22 protein-coding genes are annotated in these 26,602 nt (G+C 67.6%); 11 read left to right on the top strand and 11 right to left on the bottom strand.

Annotation, left to right across the window (positions count from 1 at the left end; genetic code table 11):
* Window positions 1–11 precede the first annotated feature (11 nt).
* From DQP58_RS04065 to DQP58_RS04055, 3 genes are read right to left on the bottom strand one after another with little or no spacing between them, the layout of a single operon-like run.
* Window positions 12–413 (bottom strand): DUF302 domain-containing protein, encoded by a 402-nt coding sequence (locus tag DQP58_RS04065; protein ID WP_112707219.1) that lies wholly within the window; start codon window positions 411–413, stop codon window positions 12–14.
* Between the two features lie 52 nt (window positions 414–465).
* Window positions 466–1,080: a DsbA family protein gene (locus tag DQP58_RS04060; protein WP_112707218.1), complete on the bottom strand. Its 615-nt coding sequence runs from the start codon at window positions 1,078–1,080 to the stop codon at window positions 466–468.
* A 28-nt stretch (window positions 1,081–1,108) separates the two neighbouring features.
* A complete protein-coding gene (locus tag DQP58_RS04055) occupies window positions 1,109–1,417 on the bottom strand; it encodes a metal-sensitive transcriptional regulator (protein ID WP_112707217.1) in 309 nt (102 codons plus the stop codon).
* Between the two features lie 79 nt (window positions 1,418–1,496).
* On the opposite strand from DQP58_RS04055, the gene DQP58_RS04050 reads away from it, so the two are divergent.
* The 5 genes from DQP58_RS04050 to ag85C all read left to right on the top strand — a co-directional run bounded on the left by DQP58_RS04050 (window position 1,497) and on the right by ag85C (window position 5,407).
* Window positions 1,497–1,994: a metallophosphoesterase family protein gene (locus DQP58_RS04050; RefSeq protein ID WP_112707216.1), complete on the top strand. Its 498-nt coding sequence runs from the start codon at window positions 1,497–1,499 to the stop codon at window positions 1,992–1,994.
* A 67-nt stretch (window positions 1,995–2,061) separates the two neighbouring features.
* Window positions 2,062–2,514 (top strand): MarR family winged helix-turn-helix transcriptional regulator, encoded by a 453-nt coding sequence (locus DQP58_RS04045; RefSeq protein WP_112707215.1) that lies wholly within the window; start codon window positions 2,062–2,064, stop codon window positions 2,512–2,514.
* Entirely contained in the window at window positions 2,511–3,341 is an 831-nt protein-coding gene (locus DQP58_RS04040; protein WP_112707214.1) for an ATP-binding cassette domain-containing protein, read from the top strand. The genes DQP58_RS04045 and DQP58_RS04040 overlap by 4 nt, the downstream gene beginning before the upstream one ends.
* Window positions 3,331–4,149 carry an ABC transporter permease gene (locus DQP58_RS04035; RefSeq protein WP_112707213.1) on the top strand — a complete coding sequence of 273 codons (819 nt, stop codon included), beginning with the start codon at window positions 3,331–3,333 and terminating at the stop codon, window positions 4,147–4,149. Before DQP58_RS04040 ends, DQP58_RS04035 begins: the two co-directional genes overlap by 11 nt.
* A 232-nt stretch (window positions 4,150–4,381) precedes the next feature.
* On the top strand, window positions 4,382–5,407 hold the full coding sequence (gene ag85C, locus DQP58_RS04030) for a diacylglycerol acyltransferase/mycolyltransferase Ag85C (RefSeq protein WP_112707212.1): 1,026 nt from the start codon (window positions 4,382–4,384) through the stop codon (window positions 5,405–5,407).
* 57 nt (window positions 5,408–5,464) lie between these two features.
* Here ag85C and DQP58_RS04025 read toward each other — a convergent pair whose 3' ends face one another.
* From DQP58_RS04025 to DQP58_RS04010, 4 genes are all read right to left on the bottom strand, one after another.
* Complete coding sequence (locus DQP58_RS04025; RefSeq protein ID WP_112707211.1) at window positions 5,465–6,151, bottom strand: YoaK family protein; 687 nt, start codon at window positions 6,149–6,151, stop codon at window positions 5,465–5,467.
* Between the two features lie 47 nt (window positions 6,152–6,198).
* Window positions 6,199–7,548: a maltokinase N-terminal cap-like domain-containing protein gene (locus DQP58_RS04020; RefSeq protein ID WP_112707286.1), complete on the bottom strand. Its 1,350-nt coding sequence runs from the start codon at window positions 7,546–7,548 to the stop codon at window positions 6,199–6,201.
* Between the two features lie 49 nt (window positions 7,549–7,597).
* A complete protein-coding gene (gene treS, locus DQP58_RS04015) occupies window positions 7,598–9,370 on the bottom strand; it encodes a maltose alpha-D-glucosyltransferase (RefSeq protein WP_112707285.1) in 1,773 nt (590 codons plus the stop codon).
* A 120-nt stretch (window positions 9,371–9,490) separates the two neighbouring features.
* Window positions 9,491–10,573: a S1C family serine protease gene (locus DQP58_RS04010; RefSeq protein WP_112707210.1), complete on the bottom strand. Its 1,083-nt coding sequence runs from the start codon at window positions 10,571–10,573 to the stop codon at window positions 9,491–9,493.
* A 175-nt stretch (window positions 10,574–10,748) separates the two neighbouring features.
* Between DQP58_RS04010 and DQP58_RS04005 the strand changes: the two genes are divergently transcribed.
* The gene (locus tag DQP58_RS04005) at window positions 10,749–11,174 is read left to right on the top strand and encodes a TIGR03668 family PPOX class F420-dependent oxidoreductase (RefSeq protein ID WP_112707209.1); all 426 of its coding nucleotides are present in this window, start codon (window positions 10,749–10,751) and stop codon (window positions 11,172–11,174) included.
* A gap of 141 nt (window positions 11,175–11,315) precedes the next feature.
* Window positions 11,316–13,484, top strand: coding sequence for an elongation factor G-like protein EF-G2 (locus DQP58_RS04000; protein WP_112707208.1), 2,169 nt, complete (start codon window positions 11,316–11,318; stop codon window positions 13,482–13,484).
* Between the two features lie 23 nt (window positions 13,485–13,507).
* On the opposite strand, the gene DQP58_RS03995 is transcribed toward DQP58_RS04000, so the two are convergent.
* The gene (locus DQP58_RS03995; protein WP_112707207.1) at window positions 13,508–15,100 is read right to left on the bottom strand and encodes a FadD7 family fatty acid--CoA ligase; all 1,593 of its coding nucleotides are present in this window, start codon (window positions 15,098–15,100) and stop codon (window positions 13,508–13,510) included.
* Between the two features lie 263 nt (window positions 15,101–15,363).
* Between DQP58_RS03995 and oxc the strand changes: the two genes are divergently transcribed.
* Window positions 15,364–17,127, top strand: a complete 1,764-nt coding sequence (oxc, locus tag DQP58_RS03990; protein WP_112707206.1) for an oxalyl-CoA decarboxylase — start codon at window positions 15,364–15,366, stop codon at window positions 17,125–17,127.
* On the opposite strand, the gene DQP58_RS03985 is transcribed toward oxc, so the two are convergent.
* The gene (locus DQP58_RS03985) at window positions 17,111–18,043 is read right to left on the bottom strand and encodes a LysR family transcriptional regulator (RefSeq protein ID WP_112707284.1); all 933 of its coding nucleotides are present in this window, start codon (window positions 18,041–18,043) and stop codon (window positions 17,111–17,113) included. The two genes, oxc and DQP58_RS03985, sit on opposite strands and share 17 nt — an antisense overlap.
* Window positions 18,044–18,436: 393 nt before the next feature.
* Here DQP58_RS03985 and DQP58_RS03980 point away from each other — a divergent pair, with 393 nt between their 5' ends.
* A complete protein-coding gene (locus DQP58_RS03980; protein ID WP_112707205.1) occupies window positions 18,437–19,192 on the top strand; it encodes a L,D-transpeptidase in 756 nt (251 codons plus the stop codon).
* Between the two features lie 114 nt (window positions 19,193–19,306).
* Window positions 19,307–22,888, top strand: coding sequence for a carboxylic acid reductase (gene car, locus DQP58_RS03975; protein ID WP_240629559.1), 3,582 nt, complete (start codon window positions 19,307–19,309; stop codon window positions 22,886–22,888).
* An 11-nt stretch (window positions 22,889–22,899) separates the two neighbouring features.
* Here car and DQP58_RS03970 read toward each other — a convergent pair whose 3' ends face one another.
* On the bottom strand, window positions 22,900–23,508 hold the full coding sequence (locus tag DQP58_RS03970; protein WP_112707204.1) for a hypothetical protein: 609 nt from the start codon (window positions 23,506–23,508) through the stop codon (window positions 22,900–22,902).
* A 181-nt stretch (window positions 23,509–23,689) separates the two neighbouring features.
* Here DQP58_RS03970 and DQP58_RS03965 point away from each other — a divergent pair, with 181 nt between their 5' ends.
* Window positions 23,690–24,634 (top strand): NADP-dependent oxidoreductase, encoded by a 945-nt coding sequence (locus tag DQP58_RS03965; RefSeq protein WP_112707282.1) that lies wholly within the window; start codon window positions 23,690–23,692, stop codon window positions 24,632–24,634.
* Here DQP58_RS03965 and DQP58_RS03960 read toward each other — a convergent pair.
* A complete protein-coding gene (locus tag DQP58_RS03960; RefSeq protein ID WP_112707203.1) occupies window positions 24,626–26,428 on the bottom strand; it encodes an NRAMP family divalent metal transporter in 1,803 nt (600 codons plus the stop codon). The two genes, DQP58_RS03965 and DQP58_RS03960, sit on opposite strands and share 9 nt — an antisense overlap.
* Window positions 26,429–26,602 lie beyond the last annotated feature (174 nt).

Genomic DNA, 26,602 nt, shown 5'->3' with positions numbered 1-26,602 from the left:
CTGCGCCGAAGCTACCCGAGTGCGCCGATCGCGGCCTGCAGCTTGGCGGTGGCCTGGTCCGCCACGTCTTGCAGAGCGCCGGGCTGGCCCGTCACTCTGACCATCAGCTGAGGATCCATCGCCTCGACCAGAACCGCATCCGCATCGCCGGCGGGATCGGACCGCACCACGACGTTGCACGGCAGCAACTGTCCGATCTCGCGGTGGATGTCCAGGGCGCGGTGCGCCAGCACCGGGTTGCAGGCACCCAGGATCAAATAGTTCTCCATGTCCTCGCCGAGCTTTTGCTTCAGCGTGGCCTTCACGTCGATCGTGGTCAGTACGCCGAAACCTTGGTCGGCCAGTGCTTTCGTCGTCCGATCCACCGCGTCCTCGAACGAGGTGTGCAGTGTGGTGCTCAATCCTGATGTCATTTAATCCTCCTCTGTGGGCGTGGCACTACCCAGGAATGCGCAGCAATCCCGGCTAGGCCGCGGTGCGGGGCCGCTGCAGCTGAGTGAACTGGGGAATTGCGGCCAGGGCGGCCACCGCGTCGAACAGCGCGAGGGTGCCGTCCGCGTCGGGCAGTGCCGTCAGGACAGGCCCGAAAAAGGTGTGTTCGCCGATACGCAGAATCGGGCTGCCGCCGGTTTCGCCGAGCGCGTCCTGCCCGTCCTGGTGTGCCCGCCTGACGACGTCATCGAATGCGGCATCAGAGGTGGCCGCGGGGATGATGTCACGAACGCCCGCCGCGCTCAGCACCTCCTCGACCAGTGAGTCGGTGAGGGGTTGCGAATGCTCGAAGTACCGCTCGCCGAAGGCGAAATACGCGGCGGCCCAGCCGGGGACGCCGTGGTCGCGGGCGATGGCGGCCATCAGCCGGCCGAACTGCTGGGAGTCATGCATCCGCGCCTGGTGTGCGGGCGACAGTTCGCGTCCCTCGTTGAGGACGGCCAGGCTCATCAGCCGCCAATCGATGGCCAGCCCGGTCTTCTCGGCGGCGGCACGCAGCCACCGCGCGGTGTTCCACGAGTACGGACAGACCGGGTCCAACCACAGCGTCACCGCCGGCTGGGTCGAATTACGTTGGACGGCAGACATTTTCTCTCCGTTTCGTCGCGCCGGGCAATCACGCCAGGCTTAGGAACAGCTTCTCCAATTCGTCGATCGACAGGGCCGGCTGATCGTGCCCTCGGGTGATGCAGTCGCGCAACCCGGAGGCGATGATCTTGAAACCCGCGCGGTCCAAGGCCTTTGACACCGCAGCCAGCTGGGTGACGACGTCTTTGCAGCTGCGTCCCTGCTCGATCATCGAGATGACTCCCCCGAGCTGACCGTGCGCCCGGCGCAACCGGGTGAGCACGGCATCGATATCACCGGGGTCGTGCTCCGCACCGGCCTTCGTGCGCGGTGAGCTGCCATTACTTTCGATCGACATGCCTACTTTATACCATACCCCGTAGGGTATCGACCCTCGCCTGCCTGGCCGTCGATCCCGCCTAGCGCAAGATGGGCTTGTGAGGCTGCTGCTGATTGCCGATACCCACATTCCCAAACGCGCCCGCGACCTGCCGGCGCAGGTCTGGAGTGAGGTGGCCGCGGCCGATGTAGTCGTGCACGCGGGCGACTGGATAGCACCCGAATTCCTCGATGAGCTAGAGGCCCGGGCGGCCCTGCTGGTGGGCTGCTGGGGCAACAACGACGGTCCCGCGCTGCGGGCTCGACTGCCCGAACGGGCCGACGTGACGCTGGCCGGGGTCCGGCTGACGGTCGTGCACGAGACCGGCGCCGCGACCGGACGCGACACAAGGATGGCGCGGCTCTATCCCGACACCCACGTGCTGGTCTTCGGGCACAGCCACATCCCGTGGGACACCACCACCGACACCGGCTTGCGACTGCTCAATCCGGGGTCACCGACGGATCGCCGCCGCCAACCCTCCTGCACCTACATGACGGCGCGCGCCGCGGACGGCGAGTTGACCGAGGTCACGCTGCATCGCCTGGCCCGGTAGCGGGTACATAACCTACGCACAGCTTCCCCACATAGATAGCTCGGCTACAGAGGTATTATGGGCCCAGATGAACTCACGCACTGATGTGGCCGGCGAGCTGTTCGGTGTCGTCGGCAGGTTTCGCCGGCAACTCCGGCGGTCGTCGGGTCGCGGGTTCGAATCGGCACGGTTGTCCGAGTCGCAGACGGAGCTGCTGTGGCTGGTCGGCCGTCGGCCGGGGATCTCGGTCAGCGCCGCGGCCGCCGAGCTGGGCCTGGTCCCCAACACCGCGTCGACCCTGGTCACCAAGCTGGTGTCCGCCGGGCTACTGCTGCGGACGGCCGGCGACGGCGATCGCCGGGTGTGCCAACTGCGGCTGGCCGAGCCCGCCCAGCAGGTCGTCGACGCATCCCGCGCCACCCGCCGAGCGTTGCTCTCCGAGGTGATCGACGAGCTTGACGATGACCAAATCGAGGCTTTGACAAAGGGATTGGAGGTCCTCGACACGATGACCCGCAAGATGAGAGAGCGGCGATCATGAGCGGATCGCTGCCGATGGCGGTCGACGCCAGGAAGGTGACCTACCGGTACGGCCAGTTCACCGCCGTCGATGACGTGACACTGCAGGTACGGCCCGGTGAAACCATGGGCCTACTGGGGCCCAATGGCGCCGGCAAGACGACCATGGTCCGGATGCTGACCACGCTGACCCCGGTGCAGCATGGCGAACTGCGCATCTTCGGGATGGACGCCCGCCGCCAGACCACCGACATTCGGAGCAATATCGGCTATGTGCCCCAACAGCTTTCGATCGAGCCCGCACTGACCGGCCGGCAAAACGTGCAGTGGTTCGCGCGGCTGTACGGGGTGCCCCGCGCCGAGCGCGCCGACCGCGTCGATCAAGCGCTGGTCGCCATGGATCTCATCGACGTGGCCGACCGGCTGGCGTCGTCCTATTCCGGTGGCATGGTCCGCCGCCTCGAGGTGGCCCAGGCGTTGGTCAATCGCCCGTCGCTGCTGGTGCTCGACGAGCCGACCGTCGGGCTCGATCCCATCGCGCGTGACGGCGTGTGGGCACAGGTGCAAAAGATGCAGGCCCAGTTCGGCATGACCGTGCTGCTTACCACGCACTACATGGAAGAAGCCGACGCGCTGTGCGACCGGGTCGCGCTCATGCACCGCGGTCGACTGCGGGCGGTCGGCACACCCGACAGGTTGAAGGCCAAGGTGTCTGCGAACGCCACGCTCGAGGATGTGTTCCGCCACTACGCGGCATCGGGTCTGGCCGATGAAGCGGATCCCGCGGAAGCCAACGGGTCCATTCGTGAAATCCGTTCCAGCAGAAAGGTGGCTCGCCGTGTCGGTTGATAGCGCCGCCGGCCCGACACTGCTTCGCGCGCCGCACGGATGGCAACGAGCCGGTGCGTTGGCCAGCCGCATCGGGGCGTTCGCGATCGTCGAACTGCAGAAGCTGCAGCACGACCGGACCGAACTGGTGACCCGGATGGTGCAGCCCGCGCTGTGGCTGTTGATCTTCGGGACCACGTTCAGCCATTTACATGTCATCCCCACCGGATCGGTGTCATACCTGGCGTTCCTGGCGCCGGGGATCATCGCCCAGTCGGCGCTGTTCATCTCCATCTTCTATGGGATACAGATCATTTGGGACCGAGACGCCGGCGTGCTGGCCAAGCTCATGGTGACGCCGGCGCCGGCGTCGGCGCTGATCACCGGCAAAGCGTTTGCGGCCGGGGTCCGTTCGGTGGCCCAGGTGGTCGGCGTGCTGGCGCTGGCGTACGTGATGGGGGTCGGCCTGACGGTCAATCCGTTGCGAATCGCGGCGGCGATGGCCATCGTCATGCTCGGCGCCGCCTTCTTCGCCTGCCTGTCCATGACACTGGCCGGCCTGGTGCGCAGTCGCGACCGCCTGATGGGGATCGGGCAGGCGATCACGATGCCGTTGTTCTTCGCATCCAATGCCCTGTATCCGGTCGACGTGATGCCGGCGTGGCTGCACGTGCTGAGCAAGGTCAATCCCCTCAGTTACGAGGTGAACGCGCTGCGCGCGCTGCTGATCGGCACCCCGTACAACCCTGCGGACATCGCGGTGCTGGTGGTGGCCGCGGTGCTCGGAATCATTACGGCCTCAACGCTTTTGCGCCGCTTGGTGGCATGATCCGACGCCGGCGATAGCGCATGCGCTAGCGTATCGCAAGGCGTGCGCAGGGTTTCGAAAGCCGATCGTGACCCGACCGTGACGATTTCTGTGCGAGGCCCAATCGTTAGCTAACCGCGATCTGACATCCCGGCCGCGACAAGCGAATTCAACCCTCCCGCTGTGTTTGACTCCCCGAGAACAGATTCGACCGCACCATGCGGCAGATGAAAGTTGGGATGGGTAGAGAGCTATGTCGTTCTTCGAAAAGTTGCGTGGCGCAGCGGCTACCATGCCGCGCCGACTGGCGATCGCGGCCATGGGGGCCTCCCTGCTGTCCGGCCTCGCCGTTGCCTCCGGCGGCTCCCCCGTCGCGGGGGCCTTCTCCAAGCCCGGCCTTCCGGTGGAATACCTCGAGGTGCCCTCGCCGTCGATGGGCCGCAACATCAAGGTCCAGTTCCAGGGTGGCGGATCGCACGCCGTGTACCTGCTCGACGGCCTGCGCGCGCAGGACGATTACAACGGTTGGGACATCAACACCCCGGCTTTCGAGGAGTTCTACCAGTCGGGCCTGTCGGTGATCATGCCGGTCGGCGGCCAGTCCAGCTTCTACAGCAACTGGTACCAGCCGTCCTCGGGTAACGGGCAGAACTACACCTACAAGTGGGAGACCTTCCTGACCCAGGAAATGCCGCTGTGGATGCAGGCCAACAAGCAGGTCTCCCCTGCCGGCAACGCCGCGGTCGGGCTGTCCATGTCGGGCGGTTCCGCACTGATCCTGGCGGCCTACTACCCGCAGCAGTTCCCGTACGCCGCCGCGTTGTCGGGCTTCCTCAACCCGTCCGAGGGCTGGTGGCCCACCCTGATCGGGCTGGCGATGAACGACGCGGGTGGCTACAACGCCAACAGCATGTGGGGGCCCTCCAGCGATCCGGCGTGGAAGCGCAACGACCCGATGGTCCAGATTCCGCGACTGGTCGCCAACAACACCCGCGTCTGGGTCTACTGCGGTAACGGCACCCCCAGCGACCTCGGCGGGGACAACATGCCGGCCAAGTTCCTGGAGGGCATGACGCTGCGCACCAACGAGCAGTTCCAGAACAACTATGTGGCCGCCGGCGGACGCAACGGGGTGTTCAACTTCCCCGCCAACGGGACGCACTCGTGGCCCTACTGGAACCAGCAGTTGGTCGCCATGAAGCCCGACATCCTCCAAACCCTCAACACGGTCAACGCCGCGCCGGCTAGCGCCCCCACCGCTAACCCTCCCGCGGCCTGAGGCCAAGGCCAGCATCGGCAGTAGCGCACCGGTCAGCGCTACTGCCGATGCTTTTTCTCACGCCTCGTTGAGCAGGGCCCGGCGATCGGAGTGGAAGTACGTGTAGCCGGTGGTCAGCGCGCACACCACGGTCGCCACCACCAGCATCCACGTCCCGTTGACGAACAGGCTGATGAAGCCACCCACGGCCGCGCCCAACACCAGGCTGGCGAACAGCAGAAAGTAGCCCAGCCAGTCGGCCGTCGACCCACCCGCGAGGTGGCGTTCGATGCCCTGGCCCATCTTCACCAGCGTGCCGGTCACGTAGCTCAGCGGGACCGACACCTCACCGTCCTTGACGAAGGACGTGTTCAACGCCCCAATCCCGAACGCCACCAACATGATCGGCGCGAAATCGAGCAGGTTTTCGGTCCAGCCCTCGTCGACGACGTCGGCCACGGTGGCCGCCGCCAGACTGAACGTCGTCAGCACCGTCGGCCCGTGCGGATGCGCCACCCAGAAGTGGCGCCGGCAGACCGACGCGATGATCACGCCGGCGACGAAGCACAGGATCAACACACCCGCGGAGATCGACAGCACCACGTCCCCGCGGAAGTACCCCAGCGCCGCCCGCTGGGCGTTGCCTGTCATGAAGGTCACAAAGTATCCGGCGGAATGCGTATAGGCGGTCGCCCCCAAAATCCCGGCCAGCACCGCCAGCACCCAGGACAACCGCGACTCACTGTTGTTGATCTCGTTCGGCACACGCACATGCTGTCAGACAGCCGCGGCACGCGCAGCGCACGCGAACGCTAGAGGGCGGTGAGACGGGCGATGGAGCGCAACGGAATCGGCAGCCAGCCCGGCCGGTGCCGCGCTTCGTAACCGGCCTCGTAGACGGCCTTGTCGAGCTCGTAGGCGGCCAGCAGCTGCGCCGAATCGCGCGGGTCCGTCCCGGAGGCGGCCGCATAGCCGTCGCAGAATGCGGTGCGGTTGCGTTCGACCCACTCACGGGCGCGGGCCGCCAACTGCTTGTCGTCGGCGTGGTCGACCAACGGCCCGTACGCTGCGTACTCGAACGAACGCAGCACGCCGGCCACGTCACGCAACGGTGAATCGGGCGCGCGGCGTTCCTCGAGCGGCTGTCCCGGCTCGCCCTCGAAATCGATGAGCAGCCAGCGCTCCGGCGTGCGCAGCACCTGGCCCAGGTGCAGATCGCCGTGGACGCGCTGCACGGTGATCGTCTCGGTGATCAACTTCTGGAATCGCTCTTCGATCGTCGCCGCGTGCTCCTCGAGCTCGGGCACCAGGGCCGCGGTCGCGGCTAGTCGCGCCAGCACGTTGTCCACCGGGAACACGGCCTGCGAGGTTCCGAGCGTCTCGGCCAGGGTGGCGTGCACGGAAGCCACGGCTTCGCCGAGCCGGTAGGACTCACCGGCGAAGTCGCCGCCGACCTCGTACGCGTACAGGTCGCCCTCGGCGAACAGGTCACGAACGCTCGCGGTGGCCATCGCCCAGCCCTCCGCGGAGTTGGCGGCGAACTCGGTCACCATGCCCAGCGGCCACGCCGCGTCGGCGCTGCCGTCCGAACCGGTCATCTCGTAGGTGCCAAGCAGCCGCGCGACGTGCGGGTTGCCGGCCTGGCCGAGCACGCGGTTCAACTCGATGTCGGGGTTGATGCCGCTGCTGACGCGGCGGAACACCTTGAAGATGGCGTCGCGGTCGAAGGTGACGCTGGTGTTGGACTGCTCGGCGTCGGAGACGTGCGCCATCGCCTCCAGCGGAAGCTCCATGCCCGGCTCTTTGGCGAAAATCACCTCGGTGCCCGACCCCCGGCGCGCGGCCGACGAGTCGATCAGGGAGAGCAGGAACCGCGGCGACTCGGCGTCATACAGCGCGTCGAACCCGGTCCGGTCGTCGGCGGAGCCGATGGTGGCAACGCTGCTGTACTCGGAGACCGGTGCGGCATCCCATCGCACGATCACCTGGTACCGGTGGCGCGAACCGTCGGCGTAGTCGGCGTCGACGAGGACCAGGTCGAGGTCGTCGCCAAGCGGGACGACAACGCTGGACTCGGCGCGCGTCAACTGCCGGTTACGCCCGGCGTACCAACGTTGCTGTGGAAGCCACTCAGACCAAGGCAGCTTGGCTGGCTGAGTCATTTGCGCCATTCCTCCTTATGCGCACCAGTCTGCCTCGTGGCGGGGGTCGTCATGCGTCGTCCTCGCTTCCGGTCAGCTGGAACCAGTAGAAGCCGTGTCCCGGCAGGGTGAGCAGGTAGGGCAGGTGGCCGATGCGCGGGAACTCGACCTGTCCGGTCAGCTCGACCGGTGTGTACCCGCTCCAGTGCTGCAGATGCAGTTCGATCGGCTGGGGGAAACGCGACAGGTTGTTGACGCACAGCACGGTGTCGCCGTCGTCGGAGACCTGCCGTACGAACGCCAGCACCGACGGGTTCGAGCCGCCCAATTCTTCGAAGCTGCCGATCGCGAAGGCCTCGTGGCGGCGCCGCACCGCCAGCATCGTCCGGGTGAAGTTGAGCAGCGACGTACTCGTGTCGCGTTGGGCCTCGACGTTGACCGCCTGATAGCCGTAGACGGAGTCCTGGCTGGGCGGCAGATAGAGCCGGCCGGGGTTCGCCTTGGAAAAGCCCGCGTTGCGGTCCGGCGTCCATTGCATCGGTGTGCGCACGCCGTCGCGGTCACCCAGCCAGATGACGTCACCCATGCCGATCTCGTCGCCGTAGTAGAGGACCGGCGAGCCGGGCAGCGACAGCAGCAGCGCGGTGAACAGCTCGATCTGGTTGCGGTCATTGTCCAGCAGCGGCGCCAACCGGCGGCGGATGCCGACGTTGGCCTTCATCCGCGGATCCTTGGCGTACTCGGCGTACATGTAGTCACGCTCTTCGTCGGTGACCATCTCCAGCGTCAACTCGTCGTGATTGCGCAGGAAGATTCCCCACTGCGCCATGTCGGGGATCTCGGGCGTCTGGGCCAGGATCTCCGAAATCGGAAAGCGGGATTCGCGGCGCACCGCCATGAAGATGCGCGGCATCAGCGGGAAGTGGAACGCCATGTGGCACTCGTCGCCGCCGGTGGTGGCGTCGCCGAAGTACTCGACGACGTCGGCGGGCCACTGGTTGGCCTCGGCCAGCAGCACCCGGCCCGGGAATTCGTCGTCGATGACCTTGCGCACCCGCTTGAGGAAGGCGTGCGTCTCGGGCAGGTTCTCGCAGTTGGTGCCCTCGCGTTCGAACAGGTAGGGCACCGCGTCCAGCCGGAACCCGTCGATGCCCAGCTCGAGCCAGAAGCGCAGCACGTCAATCATCGCTTCCTGCACGGCCGGGTTGTCGTAGTTCAGGTCGGGCTGGTGCGAGAAGAACCGGTGCCAGTAGAACTGCTTGCGCACCGGGTCGAACGTCCAGTTCGACTCCTCGGTGTCGATGAAAATGATTCGGGCGTCGGTGTAGCGCTCGCTGGTGTCGCTCCACACGTAGAAGTCGCCGTACGGGCCGTCGGGGTCGTGCCGCGACTCCTGGAACCAGGGGTGCGAATCGGAGGTGTGATTCATCACCAGGTCGGTGATGACCCGGATCCCCCGCTCGTGCGCGGCGTTGAGCAGCGCGACGAAATCCTCGACCGTCCCGAACTCGGGCAGCACCTTGTAGAAGTCCCGGATGTCGTAGCCGCCGTCGCGCAGGGGCGAGTCGTAGAAGGGCGGCAACCAGATGCAGTCGATGCCCAGCCACTGCAGGTAGTCCAATCGCTGCAGCAACCCGCGCAGGTCACCGGACCCGTCCGCATTGCCGTCCAGGAAGGCCCGCACCAACACCTCGTAGAACACGGCGTGCTTGAACCACGTGGGGTCGGTGGGCAGCGCGGCGGCGTTGTTGAAGTCCTCGGCGTCGGGGTGCTCGACTACGCCGTCCTGGACGTGACTGCCCCCCTCGGGATGGTGCTCGACAGCTTCTCTTGCGTCGTTCATCAAATCCACGATGCCACGGGTACCCTGGGCGCGACTTTCGGAATCACGCCCACACGCATGTGACGAAACACGCCCCGTGACAATCGAATTGACCAACGGCGGGCTTCGTCGGCGTGGATGTCAGGCCGGCGGGCCCTCCGCCAGTGTGATGTTCGCAGTGCGCTCACCGCCGTCGTTGGACCGGTAGTGCACGGCGATGGTGTCGCCGGGGTGATGCGGAACGAGCACCTCGGTCATGGACGTCGCCCCGGTGATCGCGACGTTGTCGACGCCGGTGATGACGTCACCGGGCGCGATGCCGGCGGCCCCGGCGGGACCGGCACCGACCACCCGCTGCACCCGCGCGCCGTTGCCGTTGTTGTCCATCACACCCAGCCCGAGGAACGCCGTGGGGCCGATGTGAACCGTGTTCGAGCCGGCGCCGGACCGGATCTGCCCGGCGACGCCCATCGCGCGCCCGATGGGAATGGCGAAGCCCTGCCCGCCGGACATCTTGTAGCTGTCGGTGGCGGCGGTGTCGACGCCGATCACCTGCCCGGCGTTGTTCACCAACGGCCCGCCGGAGTCACCCGGCTTGATCGGGGCGTCCGCCTGGATCAGGCCGCCCAGGCTCTCCTGCGCGCCGGTCAGGGTGTCCGTCGCCGAGACGCTCTGGTTCAAGGCGACGACCTTGCCGGTCACCGCGTTGGGGGTGCCGCCCTGGCCGTTGACGTTGCCGAGCGCGACGACGGGCTCTCCGATTGTGGCCTCGCCACCGATGGCGGCGGTGGGCAGGCCGGACCCGCCGCGAAGTTGCAGCACGGCGATGTCCTGCGTGCGGTCATAGCCGACCACGTCGACGGCGTAGGTCTGCCCGTTGCCGACGTCGAATGCGCTGATGTCGGTGGCACCGGAGATCACGTGGTTATTGGTGAGCACGACGCCGTTGGGGTCGATCACGATGCCGGTTCCGGCGCCCACCGCGTTGTTGTAGCCGAATTTGGTGGCGATGTTGACCACCTGCGGCCCGACCTGACCCACCATCGCCGACGGGTCGATTGGCGCCAGGGGACGATCGGTGAATCGATCCAGCGCCAGGTTCGATGGTGACGCCGACGCCGGTGCAAGGCCCACGCCGGATCCCCAGCCAAGGCCCAGTCCGACGACGGTCAGCACGCTCACCAACCACGACCACCGGACCGCGCGCCGGTGCGATTTGCTCATCGGTGTCACCCTCCTGCTTTGCGGTAGAGAACAAACTGTCCCGGCCTCAAGCTCTTGGCGGCACATTTGTGTGTATATAACCGTAATGCAGGTAGCTATGCACGGCATGTGTCAGGTTCTGATCGGCCTCATCGGCTCGCGCGTCGTATTCAACCCCTGGTCCTAGGCTGACACGGTGGGCGGATTCGACCCCAGAACCGGCTTCGCCGGGTCCCCGGTGGCACGGTTGGCCACGGTCGGGCCCGGCGGCCAACCGCACGTCGTCCCGGTGGTCTTCGCGGTCGCCACCGATGTCCGGGACGGATCCGACGTGGTGTACACGGCCGTCGACGCGAAACCGAAAACAACGCGGCGGCTGCGCCGCCTGGCCAACATCGACAGCAATCCCCGCGTGAGCCTGCTGGTCGATCACTACGCCGACGACTGGACCCAGCTGTGGTGGGTGCGCGCCGACGGCGTCGCCACGATCCACACCGGTGGGGACGACGCCGACCTCGGATACCAACTGCTGCGCGCGAAATATCCCCAGTACCAATCGGTTTCGCTGGACGGCCCGGTGATCGCGGTGGCGGTGCAGCGTTGGTCGGGCTGGCACTACTAACCGGTGGCCCGGCCGGCCAAGGCGCGTGGGCCACTCGATCTGGCCCGACGGTCTTGTGGTCTACCGAAGTTGGGTGAATGGTAGCTAGTTAGGTGCTAGCGAGGCCAGCAACGGTGCGCCCGGGCAACCTGGAGGAAAGTCATGGCCGACAGGACAACTACTTCCCAAGGCGCGGGGAACGCCCCCACCGCCACCGGTCCCGACGAGATCCGCAACGTGGTGCTGGTGGGCCCGTCGGGCGGCGGCAAAACCACACTCGTGGAAGCCTTGTTGGTCGCCGCCGGTGTGCTGACCCGAAGCGGCTCGGTCGCCGACGGCAGCACGGTCTGCGATTACGACGACGCCGAGATCCGCCAGCAACGGTCGGTGGGTGTGGCCGTGGCGTCCCTGTCGCACGACGGTGTCAAGGTCAATCTGGTCGACACACCCGGATACGCCGACTTCGTCGGCGAGTTGCGCGCCGGGCTGCGGGCCGCGGACTGCGCGCTGTTTGTGATCGCGGCAAACGAGGGCGTCGACGAGCCCACCAAATCGCTATGGCAGGAATGCAACCAGGTCGGCATGCCCCGCGCCGTGGTGATCACCAAGCTCGACCACACCCGCGCGAATTACGCCGAGGCGTTGGCCGCCGCCCAGAATGCGTTCGGCGACAAGGTTTTACCGCTGTACCTGCCCACCGACCTGCCCAACTGCAGCGGCCTGATCGGACTGCTGTCCCAGCAGCGCTACGAATACAGCGGCGGCACACGCACCGTGCTGTCACCGAATCCCTCCGACGCCGAGCAGATCGAGGAAGCGCGCGGCGCCCTGATCGAAGGAATCATCGAGGAGTCCGAGGACGAGTCGCTGATGGAGCGCTATCTCGGGGGCGAGGCCATCGACGAATCCGTGCTCATCGCGGATCTGGAGCGGGCCGTCGCCCGGGCCTCGTTCTTTCCGGTGATCCCGGTCTGCAGCAGCAGCGGCGTCGGCACCCTGGAATTGCTGGAGGTCGCCACGCGCGGCTTCCCGTCTCCGAGGGAACATCCACTGCCGGAGGTCTTCACGCCGGTCGGTGCGCCGCACGCCAGCCTGACGTGTGACGCGGACGCGCCGTTGCTCGCGGAGGTGGTGAAGACGACGTCGGACCCGTACGTGGGCAGGGTCAGCCTGGTCCGGGTGTTCTCCGGCACCATCAGGCCCGACACGACGGTCCATGTGTCGGGCCATTTTGCGTCGTTCTTCGGCGGCACCAACGGCTCCAATTCTCAGGGCCATGTGCACCCCGACCACGACGAGGACGAGCGCATCGGGGCGCTGTCCTTCCCGTTGGGCAAGCAGCAGCGCCCAGCGGCGGCCGTGGTGGCGGGCGACATCTGCGCCATCGGGAAGCTGAGCCGCGCCGAAACGGGTGACACGCTCTCGGACAAATCCGAGCCGTTGGTCTTGAAGCCCTGGACCATGCCCGAGCCCCTGCTGCCGGTCGCCATCGCGGCGCACGCCAAGACCGACGAGGACAAACTGTCGGTGGGGCTGGGACGGCTGGCCGCCGAGGATCCGACGCTGCGGATCGAGCAGAACTCCGAGACACACCAGATCGTGCTGTGGTGCATGGGTGAATCACATGCCGGGGTGGTGCTCGACGCGCTGGCCAATCGGTACGGGGTCACGGTCGATACCGTGGAACTGCGGGTGCCACTGCGGGAAACGTTCGGCGGCAAGGCGAAAGGCCACGGTCGCCACGTCAAGCAGTCGGGAGGGCACGGGCAGTACGCGGTGTGCGACATCGAGGTGGAGCCGCTGCCGGAGGGTTCGGGATTCGAGTTCGTCGACAAGGTGGTCGGCGGCGCGGTACCGCGCCAGTTCATTCCGAGCGTGGAGAAGGGCGTGCGCGCCCAGATGGACAAGGGCGTGCATGCGGGCTACCCGGTGGTCGACATCCGCGTCACGCTGCTCGACGGCAAAGCGCACAGCGTCGACTCGTCGGACTTCGCGTTCCAGATGGCCGGCTCGCTGGCGCTGCGGGAGGCCGCCGCGGCGACCAAGGTGGCGCTGCTCGAGCCCATCGACGAGATCTCGGTCCTGGTGCCCGACGACTACGTCGGTGCGGTGATGGGTGACCTGTCCAGCCGGCGCGGCCGGGTGTTGGGCTCGGACACCGCGGGCAACGAACGCACCGTGGTCAAAGCGGAGGTGCCCCAGGTGGAATTGACCCGATACGCCATCGACCTGCGGTCGCTCGCGCACGGCGCGGCGTCGTTCACCCGGTCGTTCGTCCGCTACGAACCGATGCCGGAGTCCGCGGCCGCCCGGGTGAACGCCGCCGTTTAGGGCGCCTGCGCGTCAGGCCCTACCTAGTCGCGACCGAACCGCTCGGCCACCGCCCGGCGGTCGAGCGAACCCTTTGCGGTGTGCGGCAATTCATCGGCCTGCTGGAATTGGGCCGGCACCTCGAAGGGCGCCAACCGGTCACGGCAGAACGCCGCCAGTTCGTCGGCCGTCGGCGCCGCCGGCCCGCGGGGGACGATCACCGCGGCCACCGCCTCGCCGTACAGCTTGTCGGGCACGCCGAACACCCCCACCTCGAGCACGTCGGGGTGGCTGCCCAGGACGCCCTCGACGCGCTCCGGCGAAATCTTCTCCCCGCCGCGGTTGATGAGCTCCTTGATCCGGCCGCGGATGACGAGGTCGCCGGCCGGCGACAGGGTGCCCAGGTCACCGGTGTGCAGCCACCCCTCGGTGAAGTTGGCGGCGGTGATGGACGGGTCGCAGAGGTAACCGCGCACCACGGTCGGGCCGTGCAGCCAGACCTCGCCGACCGTCTCCGCCGGCAGCGCCTTGCCGTCCGGCCCGACGATCCGGATTTGCGGACCCGTCGACCGGCCGACGAGACCCGGTGTGGCACCGGGGTTTTCGCTATGCTCGGCACCGTCGATGGCGGTCGTCGCCACCTGGTGGGTCGACTCGGTCATCCCGAATGCGCACACCACCGGCGCGGAGAACGTGTCATGCAGCGCCTGGGCAGTCTCGGCGGTCAGCGGCGCGCTGCAACTACGGATGAACCGCAGGGTGGGCGTGCCGCCCGGCTGCTCGGTTCGCGCTCGCTCCAACAGGATTTGGTGGATTGTCGGGACGGCGGTGTACCAGGTGGCGCGGACGGCCTTGATGTCCTCCCAGAACGTGTGGGAGGAGAACTTTCCCCGTGCGGGCAGCAGCACCGTTCCCCCGGACACCAGCGTGCCCAGCAGCGCGGCGAGCAGCCCGTGGCCGTGGTAGAGCGGCATCACCGCCACCGTCGCGTCTCGCGGGCTCAGCCCGTACCCCGCGATGATGGCTGCCACCGAGCGGGCGATGTTGTGGTGCGTCCACGGAACCATCTTGGGCACACCGGTGGTTCCGCCGGTGAACATGATCATGGCGTCGTCGTCGCGCAACCCCTGCGGTGTGGCCACGTCGCGGCGGGGCGCCGCAGCGGCGTCCACGCTGACCGCCGGGGCGGTGCCGTCCGGCCCGACCGTCACCGCGATGGGCCACCACGGCGGCGCGGCCGAATCATTATCGGCGTCACCGGGTTGGTCGACGAGCACCACCCGGGCACCGACCGCGTGGCTGCGGGTCCGCTGGTCGGCCAGGGGCAGAGCGGGATCCAGTGGAACCGCAACGAGATCCGCGCGCGACGCCCCCAGCAACCCGACGACGAACTCGGCGTTGCTGCCGGCGCGCAGCGCGACCCGCTCCCCCGGCCGCAGACCACCTGCCTTCAGTTGGGCGGCCAGATCATCGACCAGCCCGATCAGGTCTCGATAGATGATGGGTATGCGGTCGGCGGTGACGACCAATGCCCGCGCCTCCGGCGACCGGCGCGCCGCCGCCTCGACCAGGTCCGCCAGCCGGGGGCTCGCGGATTCGGTCAACCCCTCGCCGCTGCCAATCGCCTCAGATGTCATCGCCGCACTCCTTCCACTTCGGCTGCCGAGGCCAACCCTGCCGCGCGGCCTTCTCGGCCGTCCAATATCGATTCGCTCACGATCGATAACCGCCGCCTATCGATCCCGCCTAACGGCGCTTTGACCTGGCACGATAGATAGTGCAAATCGCCGGATAGCGCCTTCATCTTGGACACGCGGGGTGCGCTGGGGCCACAGTGATGGCTACAGACCCGCCCCCGGCGCACCCACCCGCCGACCGCACGCATCCGAGGAGTCGCCACATGTCCACAGCTTCGGCATCTGGAAACCCGGCGCCGGAACCGACGCGCCCGACCGACGGCTTTCACCTCGTGGTGGACGGGCTGAAGGCCAACGGCGTCGAGACCATCTACGGCATCGTCGGCATCCCGATCACCGACCTCGCCCGCGTCGCGCAGGCGTCCGGAATCCGCTACATCGGTTTCCGCCAGGAAACCTCGGCCGGAAATGCCGCCGCCGCGGCCGGATTTCTCACCCGTCGGCCCGGTGTGTGCCTCACGACGTCCGGACCCGGCTTTCTCAACGGGCTGCCCGCGCTGGCGAACGCGACTACGAATTGCTTTCCTATGATTCAGATTTCCGGCTCCAGCAATCGAGCGCTGGTGGATCTGCAGCGCGGCGATTATCAGGACCTCGACCAGCTCAACGCCGCAAAGCCGTTCGCGAAAGCCGCCTATCGGATCGGCCGGATCGAGGACATCGGGCGCGGCATCGCGCGCGCCATTCGCACCGCCGTCTCGGGTCGGCCCGGCGGCGTCTACCTGGACATCCCCGGCGAGGTGCTGGGCCAGGCCATGGACGCCGGCGCCGCGGCGGACACGATCTGGCGCGTCGTCGACCCCGCACCGCGCCAGCAGCCGGCGCCCGACGCGATCGACCGTGCGCTGGACGTGCTGGCCCAAGCGCGGCGGCCGCTGATCGTGCTCGGCAAAGGCGCGGCGTATGCCCAGGCCGACAACGCGATTCGGATGTTCGTCGAGACCACCGGCATCCCGTTCCTGCCCATGTCGATGGCCAAAGGACTACTTCCGGATTCGCACCCGCAGTCGGCCGCGGCCGCCCGCTCGCTCGCGATCGCGCGCGCCGACGCCGTCCTGCTGGTCGGCGCCCGACTGAATTGGCTTCTGGGCCATGGGGATTCGCCGCAGTGGAACGCTAACGCCAAATTCGTGCAGGTGGACATCGCCGCTTGCGAATTCGACAGCAACCAGCGCATCGCCGCGCCGCTGGCCGGCGACATCGGTTCGGTGCTGTCGGCACTGTGTGACGGCGTGGCCGCCCGGCCGATCACCGCGCCGCGCGAATGGATCGACGAACTGGCCGAGCGCAGAGCCCGCAACGACACCAAGATGCGCGAGCGCCTGGCAGACGATCCGCACCCGATGCGGTTTTTCAACGCCCTGGGCGCGATTCGCTCCGTCCTGCAGGACAACCGGGACGTGTATGTCGTCAACGAAGGAGCCAACGCGCTCGATCTGGCCCGCAATGTGATCGACATGGAGCTGCCCCGCCACCGGCTCGACACGGGCACCTGGGGCGTGATGGGCATCGGGATGGGGTATGCGATCGCCGCGGCCGTCGAGACCGGCAAACCGGTGGTCGCGATCGAGGGCGACAGCGCATTCGGCTTCAGCGGCATGGAGATCGAAACCATCTGCCGCTACCGCCTACCGGTCACCGTGGTCATCCTCAACAACGGCGGCGTCTACCGCGGCGACGAGGCCGCACCCGGCACCGCCGCGCGCTGCGCGGACCCGGCACCGACCGTGTTGAACGCCCGGGCGCACCACGAGCTGCTTGCGGAAGCGTTCGGCGGCAAGGGATACCACGTCACCACCCCGTCGGAGCTGCGCGCCGCGCTGGCCGAAGCGATCGGCGCCGGGGGACCGTCGATCATCGACTGTGAACTCGACCCGGCGGCGGGGGTGGAGAGCGGACATCTAGCCAACCTGAACCCGGCCAGCGCGGCAACACCGCCGAAGGCGGCGGTCAACGCCGGCGGGTAAGCCCTAACAGCTGCGCGTCGAAGAACTCGCCCAGCGCCAGCTGCCCGGCGGAGGTGGCCAGCGCGCGGGCGATCGGCGATCCGGGCCCGGTGGAGTTGGTGGCCAGGGCGACATCGGCTTTGAGCACCGGATCAACCAGTTCCACCGCCCGGATGTCGCTGCCCAGCGGCGACGTCCACAGCCACGTGTGCGGCACGATGGACGCACAGTTGCCCGCCGATGCCTGCGCGAACAACGATGCCACAGAATCAGTTTCGACCTGCGGGTTGACGACGATGGAATGGTCGGCGAAGGCCTTGGCAATGATCTGGCGGTCGCGCATGTCGGGCGTGAGCAACGCCAACGGCAATTGCGCGGCCTGCGCCCAGTTCATCGTCGCCGCACCGGATCCCACCATGTCCGCCGGCGCCAGCAGCACGTAGCGCTCCTGGTAGAGCGGGACCAAGTTCACGTCGTGAGTCTCGTCGGGCGCCGCGTGCACGATGGCGGCATCGAGCTCGAATTCGCGCAGGCGCCGGTACAGTTCGCTTGCCGCAAGCCGGGACAGGATGTGCACCTTCACCAACGGGTGTGCCGAACAGAACGCCGAGAGCACCAGCGACGCCGTTGTGGACGCGGTGGGGACGGTCCCCAACCGCAGCGTCCCGGTGATGCCCGAGCGCACGGCGTCCACCTCGGATTTGAAGGCGTCGTGCTCGGCGAGAATCCGCCTGGCCCACACCACCAACCGCTCCCCTTCGGGCGTGAGGCCCTCGAAGCTGTGCCCGCGGTTGATCAGCGTGACGTTCAGTTCCCGTTCCAGCTTGGCGATTGAGGCCGACAGCGCGGGCTGGGATACAAAGCACTTTTCGGCAGCCCGGGCGAAGTGCCGCTCGGAAGCGACCGCAACGAAGTACTCCAGCTGACGGAAGAGCATCCGCACTCCCTCGTATTTGGGCTCGGCCTTCGGACACCGATCCGCTGAGGCTAACGCGTTGCCGGCGAGGCGGGCCAAGCAAGTCCGCGTGCCGCCGGCCACTCGGTTGCGGCGAGGGGTCGATACCGGGCCGCTCAGCGTCGCGATCGCGCGAGAACCGAAGTATCGGTGCCGCTTTCACGCAGCTGCGCCCGAGTCCGCTGGCGGGCCCGTGGGACGGCGCTCGGCCGCCATGCTCACCGGCCGCGCTGCTGACGCAACTGAACCCGATCGGTGATCGGATCGTGACCGTGGCGAGCGGACCGAGCTGTCATTGTTTGCTGAAACCGGTGATCAGTGGGTAACCAGTAGGATATTCGTGTGTTGATCGCACCATCTCGAAGGGTGGACGCTATGCGTCGAGGCGTTCGTTATCTATTTGTTATGGTCGCGATCACGGCGATGGGGCTGGTGGGACCGGTCGTTCGCAGTACCGCCGCCGTGCCGGTGCCGCAACCCACCCCCGAAGTTGCCTCGATTTTGCCCGCTAACGGCGCCGTGGTGGGGGTGGCCCACCCCGTCGTGGTGACGTTCACCGCCCCCGTCGCCGATCGGTCGGCCGTCGAGCGGTCGATCCACGTGACCTCGTCCAGCGGTACGCCGGGACACTTCGAGTGGATCCACAACACCGTGGTGCAGTGGGTCCCGAATCAGTACTGGCCCGCCCACACCCACGTCTCGGTGGGCATTCAGGCCTTGACGACCGGCTTCGACACCGGGGAGGCGCTGCTCGGCGTCGCCAGCATCTCCAAGCACACCTTCACGGTGAGCAGGGACGGCGAGGTGCTGCGCACCATGCCGGCATCGATGGGCAAGCCCAGCCGGCCCACCCCGATCGGCAGTTTCACCGCGCTGGAAAAGCAGCGCACCGTGGTGATGGACTCGCGGACCATCGGCATCCCGCTGAGCTCCCCCGAGGGGTACAAGATCACCGCCTCATACGCCGTTCGCGTCACCTGGAGCGGCGTCTACGTGCACTCGGCCCCGTGGTCGGTCGATTCCCAGGGCTACGCCAACGTCAGCCACGGTTGCATCAACCTCAGCCCCGACAATGCCGCTTGGTACTTCAACGAGGTGAATGTCGGCGACCCCATTCAGGTCGTGGCCTGAGCCGCACCGCCCACCTCTCCACTCGCGTGTGACAACCGTCACAACGGTTGAACGGAAGCCTGCGCCGCGGGGGTTCGTTCCGGTAGACGACTGGATCTGAACGAGAGGCGGGCCATGACCGATGAAGCGAAGCGCGCGAAAGGCAGCTCCACAGGCCCGATCAGCGCGGTGCGCCGGCAGGTAGCCCACCGCATCAGCGATCTGGCCGCCCGCGACGAAGAGTTCCGCAGCACCAAGCCCGAACCCGCCCTGCAGAGCGCGGCACGCCAACCCGGTCTGCGGCTGCCGCAGATCCTGGAAATCTTTGCCCAGGGTTATGCCGAGCGCCCCGCACTGGGCTGGCGCGCCCGCTCCTTGACCATCGACCCCGGCACCGGCCGCACCAGCGCACAGCTGCTGCCCCGATTCGACACCATGACCTACCGCGAGCTGTGGGCCGATGTCCGCGCCATCGCCGCCTCATGGCGACGCGACGCCACCAACCCCGTGGCGCCCGGGGACTTCGTCGCCACCGTGGGTTTCGCGAGTGCCGAATACCTCACCATCGATCTCGTGTGCGGCTATCTCGGGCTGGTGGCCGTGCCGCTGCAGCACAACACGACCCCCTCACGACTGAAGCCGATCGTCGACGAGGTGGAGCCGTCCGTATTGGCCGCCGGTGTCGGCTATCTCGACCTCGCCGTCGACGCGGCGCTCGGCAGCTCGTCGTTGCGGCGGGTGGTGGTCTTCGACTACCAGCCCGAGGTCGACGACCAGCGCGAGGCCGTCGAACGCGCGCAGGCGAAGCTGTCTGGCGCCGGCATTGCGGTGACCATCGAGACGCTCGCGGAGGTGATCGAACGCGGACGAAGCCTGCCACCTGAGCCGATGTTCACCGGCGACACCGATGAGCGGCTGGCCATGATCATGTACACGTCGGGCAGCACCGGATTGCCCAAGGGCGCCATGTACACCGAGCGAATGCTCTGCAAGCTGTGGACCACCGAACTGATGCCCGACTTCGCGGACACGCCGGTCATCAATGTGAACTTCATGCCGCTGAACCACCTGGGCGGCCGGATACCGCTGTCGACGGCGTTCCAGGCCGGTGGCACGAGTTATTTCGTCCCGGAAAGCGACCTGTCGACGTTGTTCGACGACTGGAATTTGGTGCGCCCCACCGAAATGGGGCTCGTGCCGCGGGTGGCGGAGATGCTGTACCAGCGCTACCAGAGTGCGGTCGACCGACTCGAGCTGTCGGGCGCCGAGACGCCCGCCGCCGAGGCGCAGGCGCGGGCCGAGCTGCGTGAGCAGGTCCTCGGTGGACGCGTGGTGACCGCCTTCTGCGGCACGGCGCCGCTGGCGGCGGAGATGCGCGCTTTCATCGAGACCTGTTTGGACGTCCACGTTCTCGACGGCTACGGCCTGACCGAGGTGGGCATGGTGACCAAGGACGGGCGGATCACCCAGCCACCGGTGCTCGATTACAAGCTCATCGATGTGCCCGAGTTGGGATATTTCCGCACCGACAAGCCTTATCCGCGAGGCGAATTGCTGGTGAAGTCGCTGACCGCCACGCCCGGATACTTCAAACGACCCGATGTCACCGCCAAGGCGTTCGACGCCGACGGCTATTACCGCACCGGTGACGTGATGGCCGAGCTGGAGCCGGGCCGGCTCGCCTATGTCGACCGCCGCAACAACGTGCTGAAGTTGGCCCAGGGCGAGTTCGTCGCCGTCGCGCGCCTGGAAGCGGTGTTCTCCAGCGCGGCTCTGGTGCGCCAGATCTTCATCTACGGCAACAGCGAACGGCCGTATCTGCTGGCCGTGGTCGTTCCGACCGACGACGCCGCCCAGAGGTTCGCCGAGGACGCCGACGGACTCAAGGCCGCCCTCGGCGAATCCCTGCGCCAGACCGCGAAACTCGCCGAGCTGCAGTCCTACGAGGTGCCCGTCGACTTCCTGGTGGAGACCGAGCGGTTCAGCGAGGACAACGGCCTGCTATCCGGAGTGGGCAAGCTGCTGCGGCCAAAGCTCAAGGAGCACTACGGTGCTCGGCTCGAACAGCTGTACGCGGAGCTGGCCGAGAATCGGGTGACCGAACTGCGCGCGTTGCGCGAAGGCGCGGCCGAGCGCCCGGTGATCGTCACTCTCACCCGCGCCGCCGAGGCGCTGCTGGGCCTGGCCGGAGGTCCGCCGGCGCCCGACGCTCTGTTCATCGAGCTCGGCGGCGATTCCCTGTCGGCGCTCACGTTTTCCAACCTGTTGCGCGACATCTTCGACGTCGAGGTGCCGGTGGGGATGATCACCGGACCGGCAACCGATCTGGGTCAGCTCGCGAAATACGTTGAGGCCGAGCGTGAATCGGGGTCCCGGCGGCCGACGTTCGCCACCGTGCACGGGCAGGGCGCGACGCAGGTCCACGCCGCGGATCTCACGCTGGACAAGTTCATCGACGCCACCACCCTGGCCGACGCCCCGGCGCTGCCGCACGTGACCGGCACACCGCACACCGTCCTGCTGACCGGCGCCAATGGTTATCTCGGGCGCTTCCTGCTCCTGGATTGGCTCGAGCGGCTAGCCGGAACCGGCGGAAAGCTGATCTCCATCATCCGCGCCGCGGACGCCTCGGCCGCCGCCAAACGGCTGGAGGGTGTCTTCGACAGCGGAGATCCGCACTTGCTGGAGCGGTTCCGCGCCCTGGCCGCCGACCACCTTGAGGTCATCGTCGGCGATATCGGCGAACCCAAACTTGGCTTGGCTCAGCCGACCTGGGAGCGCCTCGCGCAAACTGTGGACCTGATCGTGCACCCGGCCGCTCTGGTCAACCACGTGCTGCCGTACGACCAACTCTTCGGCCCCAACGTGGTGGGCACCGCCGAGCTGATTCGCCTGGCATTGACGACCCGGATCAAACCCGTCACGTACATGTCGACCGTCGCGGTGGCCCTGTCGGTCGATCCGTCCACGTTCACCGAGGACGGTGACATCCGCACCGTGAGCGCGTTGCGGCCGGTCGACGACAGTTACGCGAACGGGTACGCGAACAGCAAGTGGGCCGGCGAGGTGTTGCTGCGCGAGGCGCACGACCTGTGCGGGTTGCCGGTCGCCGTGTTCCGCTCCGACATGATCCTGGCGCACAGCCGCTATGCCGGCCAGCTGAACGTGCCGGATGCGTTCACCCGGTTGCTGTTCAGCTTGTTGATCACCGGCATCGCGCCGGCCTCGTTCTACCAGACCGATCCTCACGGAAACCGGGCGGTAGCCCACTACGACGGGCTGCCCGCCGACTTCGTGGCCGAAGCCGTAACCACGCTGGGTGAGCAGATCGCCACGGCCGCTGAGCATTCCGGGGTGTATCGGTCCTTCGATGTGATGAACCCGCACGACGACGGCGTCTCACTGGATGTGTTCGTCGACTGGCTGATCGCCGCCGGGCACGACATCCGGCGCATCGACGACTACGACGAGTGGCTGAGCCGGTTCACGACGGCCATCCGCGCTTTGCCGGACACGCAGCGTCAGCATTCGGTGCTGCCGTTGCTGGACGCGTACCGGAAGCCGGAGACGCCACTGCGCGGCGCGCCGGCCCCCACCGACGTGTTCCGCGCGGCCGTGCGAGCCGCGAAAATCGGTGCAGACCAGGACATCCCACACCTGTCGGCGGCGCTGATCGACAAGTACGTCGCGGATCTGGGCCTACTGGGCCTGGTGTAACGGCGCCTGAGCTAGCCGGGGAGCCCGTGTTTGATCGCGGCATCCTGCTTGCGACCGATGTCGAGGGCGATCGCCGGATCGATCGGGTCGTTTGGCGCGCTGTCGAATTCCAGGGTCACCAGGGCCTTGCCTTCGGTGAAGACCAGCACCGTCATCGCCTGGGAGCTGTCCGGTGAGGTGCCCGAAATGGTCACCCCGTTGGCGCCGACGGCAAGCGGTTGCCAGTTCCCGTTCACCTTGCCGTTGTAACTGCCTTGGGTGGTGGCCAATTCGGCCGCTGCCGCCGATGGGTCGGCGGCGACCACGATGGTGTCCCACAGCCGGCGGCTGCTGTCGGCGTTGGCGAACAGCTGCGCGACTCCCGGCGCGTTGTTGGGGTTGAGCATGGGTGACTGGGGCGCGGTCAGACCGCCGCCAACGTCGTTCGGCTTGATCAGCAAGGAGCCGTAGTCCGACGGCTGGCCCGACGGCGGGCCGGTGACCGCGCTCGAACTGGTTGACGTCGGGGAACTCGAAGACGGCTGTGCGGCCTTGTCGGCACCACCGCATCCGGCGCTCGCGGCCCCCGCCACGATGACGGCAGCGGCACAACCGGCGATGCCGATCCGATCAACTCCCACGCGTGTCCCTCCCACGTGTCATCGGTATCCGGCCTGCACCGCGGCTCCCGACACCGCAGGCGAAATGGTGGTGTGACCCAGGCTTGCTACGAACATAAGCCCACTCTGCGCCCGGTGGGTAGCACTTTGATGTGCCTATGCTGGCGTGGGTGACAACATCCTCGCGCAGAAGGAGATCGGTATGACGGCCGCAGCGGCGCGCGCAGTACGGTTCGACCGTTACGGGGGGCGCGAGGTCTTGTACGTGGCGGACATCGAGATGCCCTCCCCCGGCCGGGGTGAGGTGGTGGTCGAAGTGCGCGCCGCGGGGATAAACCCCGGCGAGGCCGGGATCCGGACCGGGGCGATGCACGAGATCTTCCCGGCCACCTTTCCCTCCGGCCAGGGCAGCGACCTCGCCGGCGTCGTCACCGCCCTGGGGCCCGGCGTCACCGATTTCAAGGTCGGTGACGAGGTGCTGGGCTTCAGCATGCGCCGGTCCAGCCACGCCACGCACACCGCGGTTCCGGTGGGCCAATTGATCCGCAAGCCACCCCAACTCGGTTGGGAGGCAGCGGGTTCGCTCTATGTGGTCGGTGCGACGGCCTATGCGGCCGTGCGTGCGGTGGGGCCGCGACCGGGTGAGACGGTCGCCGTGTCGGCCGCCGCGGGCGGGGTGGGCAGCCTGGTCGTGCAGCTTCTGGTGTTGCGTCAGGCCCGAGTGCTCGGCATCGCGGGGCCGGGTAACGCCGACTGGCTGCGCTCGCGGGGCGTCATCCCGATCGCCTACGGTGACGGGCTCGCCGAGCGGCTGCGCGCGGCTGCGCCCAACGGAATCGACGCCTTCATCGATCTGTTCGGCCCGGACTACGTCCAGCTGGCCGTCGACCTCGGCGTGGCACCCGAGCGGATCGACACCATCATCTCCTTCGAGAAGGCCGGTGAAGTGGGAGCCAAGACCGAGGGCAGCATGGACGCCTCGACGCCCGAGGTGCTCGCCGAGATCGCCGAGTTGATCGTGTCCGGCGCCATCGAGTTCGACATCGCCGCCACCTACCCCCTGGACCGGGTCGCCGATGCCTACGCCGAGCTCGAGCGGCGGCATACCCACGGGAAAATCGTTCTGCTGCCGACCAATTCACAGTGACGCGGCCGGGCCGACGGCGCCGGCCTGCACGATCTTGATGATGACGAACGCGACCGCCACCACCAGGTAACCCCGCAGCGTCAACAGCCCCGCCCGCCGCATCGGCGACATCGCCGGCCGATCGAGCAAGGCGAGGTTGGGGGTCTGCCAGCTCGCGCGGTCCTGGCGACGTATCGCGTGCCGCTCGGCGCGCGTCAGCGACGCGGCATCGTCGAGTTCGTCCACCTCTCCCGGATCCAGGCCGCCCCCAAGGCTGCGCACGATGGCCTCGGCCTCGGTCCGTTTTAGGTGTCGCCGCCCGGCGACGATCATCACCGCGCCGCCGACGATGCCGAGGACCGCGCCGGCCGCCAGTCCCGCCTCGATGGTGCCGGTGGCGAGGCCGGGGAAGAAGGTGGTCGCCGTCAATGCCAGTGAGAGCAGCACCAGACACCACACGATGGTCCACGCAATGATGTTCTGCCGCACCGTGTTCACCCACGGCCCCAGCACCGCCCGATCGTTGCACAGCAGCACCAGGAAGACGGTCGCCGAGGGAAGCAGCACGCCGGCGAGTGCTTGCACGCCCTGGGTCACCAGGCCCAGGATGTGATCGGGGCTGAACGAGATCGCCGCCGATACCCCGAGCAGCAGCGCGTAACCCCCGTAGAACAGCGGGGCCTCGCTGATCTTCCAGTGCAACGAGTGCCGCTTACCCATGGCATCGCCGACCGCATAGGTGGTCGCCAACCCGACGGCGTTGGCGCCGATCAGCGACGCGTCCAGCAGGATGATGGCGAACAGCACCCCGACCGTTCGGCCCAGGTGCTGGGACAACCCCGACGCGACCGCCCCCGCTTCGGTGAAGTGTCCCGCGTCGGCGGTCCCGGCCAATCCGAACGCCGCCACCGCCATCAGCGCCGTCGCACCGACCATCACCACGACGATTCCGATGGCGAGATCCGCTCGGCCATAAGGGATCCAGCGGGCGGTGATGCGCTTGTCCACCACGTTGGACTGCTGGAAGAACAGCTGCCACGGCGCGACCGTGGTGCCCACGATCGCCACCACCAGCAGCAGCACCGTCGAGTTGAGCCCACCGGGGAATTGCGGGATCAGGCCGGCGGCGGTGGCTTTCGGGGTCGGATGCACCAGCGCCACCAGCGGGATGATCAGCACATTCACCGCGATCAGCAGGAACATCAACCTTTCCCAGCGGCGGAACGATCCGCCGGCCACCACGGCGAACAGCAGCACGGCGGCGGCCGGGACGGCGACGATCCTCGGGCAGCCCAGGAAGCCGAGAGCCAACGAGACACCAATGAATTCGGTCACGATGGTCAAGGCGTTGAGGATCAACAGGTCCCCGACGCTGAAGGCACCCCAGAACTTGCCGAACCGCTCGAAGATCAAGCGCGCGTGGCCAACCCGCGCCACCGCGCCCAGCCGCAGCACCATCTCCTGGTTGACGTACAGCACCGGAATCAGCAGCGCAAGCGTCCACAATAGGCCCATGCCGTAGTTCTGGCCGGCCTGCGCGTAGGTGGCGACGCCACCGGCGTCGTTGTCGCCCACCATGACGATCAGTCCGGGACCGGTGATGACCGCCAGCGTCCGCAGGCGCCGCCAGCGTCCGCTGAATGCCCCGTATGCGCCGGTCGCGTCGCGCCGGATGCGTCCGAACGCGCCGACGATGTCGCCGGCGTGCGCGGCATCCAGCACGGTAGCGCCTTCGGCGCCGGAGCTTTCCGGCGCGGTAGGGGTCCGGCCAGGCGCCGGGCCCCGGCGGCCGCCGCCGGTGTGGATCGAAGTCATCGAATCCTCGCTATCTCGAACAGGTTTCGCGCAGGGATGGAGCGAATTGAGGCTGCCGTGGTTGCGGCGCTCAACGCGCCGACGGCGACGGGCGACGCTGCGCCGTCCGCCGCCAAGGCCGGGCGGAACGGCTCAACGGTGGTTGCTGTGGGACCCCGAGGCGTGGCCACCCAG

It is taken from the genome of Mycobacterium colombiense, from assembly GCF_003284975.1.
Taxonomy (GTDB): domain Bacteria; phylum Actinomycetota; class Actinomycetes; order Mycobacteriales; family Mycobacteriaceae; genus Mycobacterium; species Mycobacterium europaeum_A.
The sequence above is the reverse complement of the archived record's forward strand: the minus strand, read 5'-3'. Positions and strand labels throughout refer to the sequence as shown.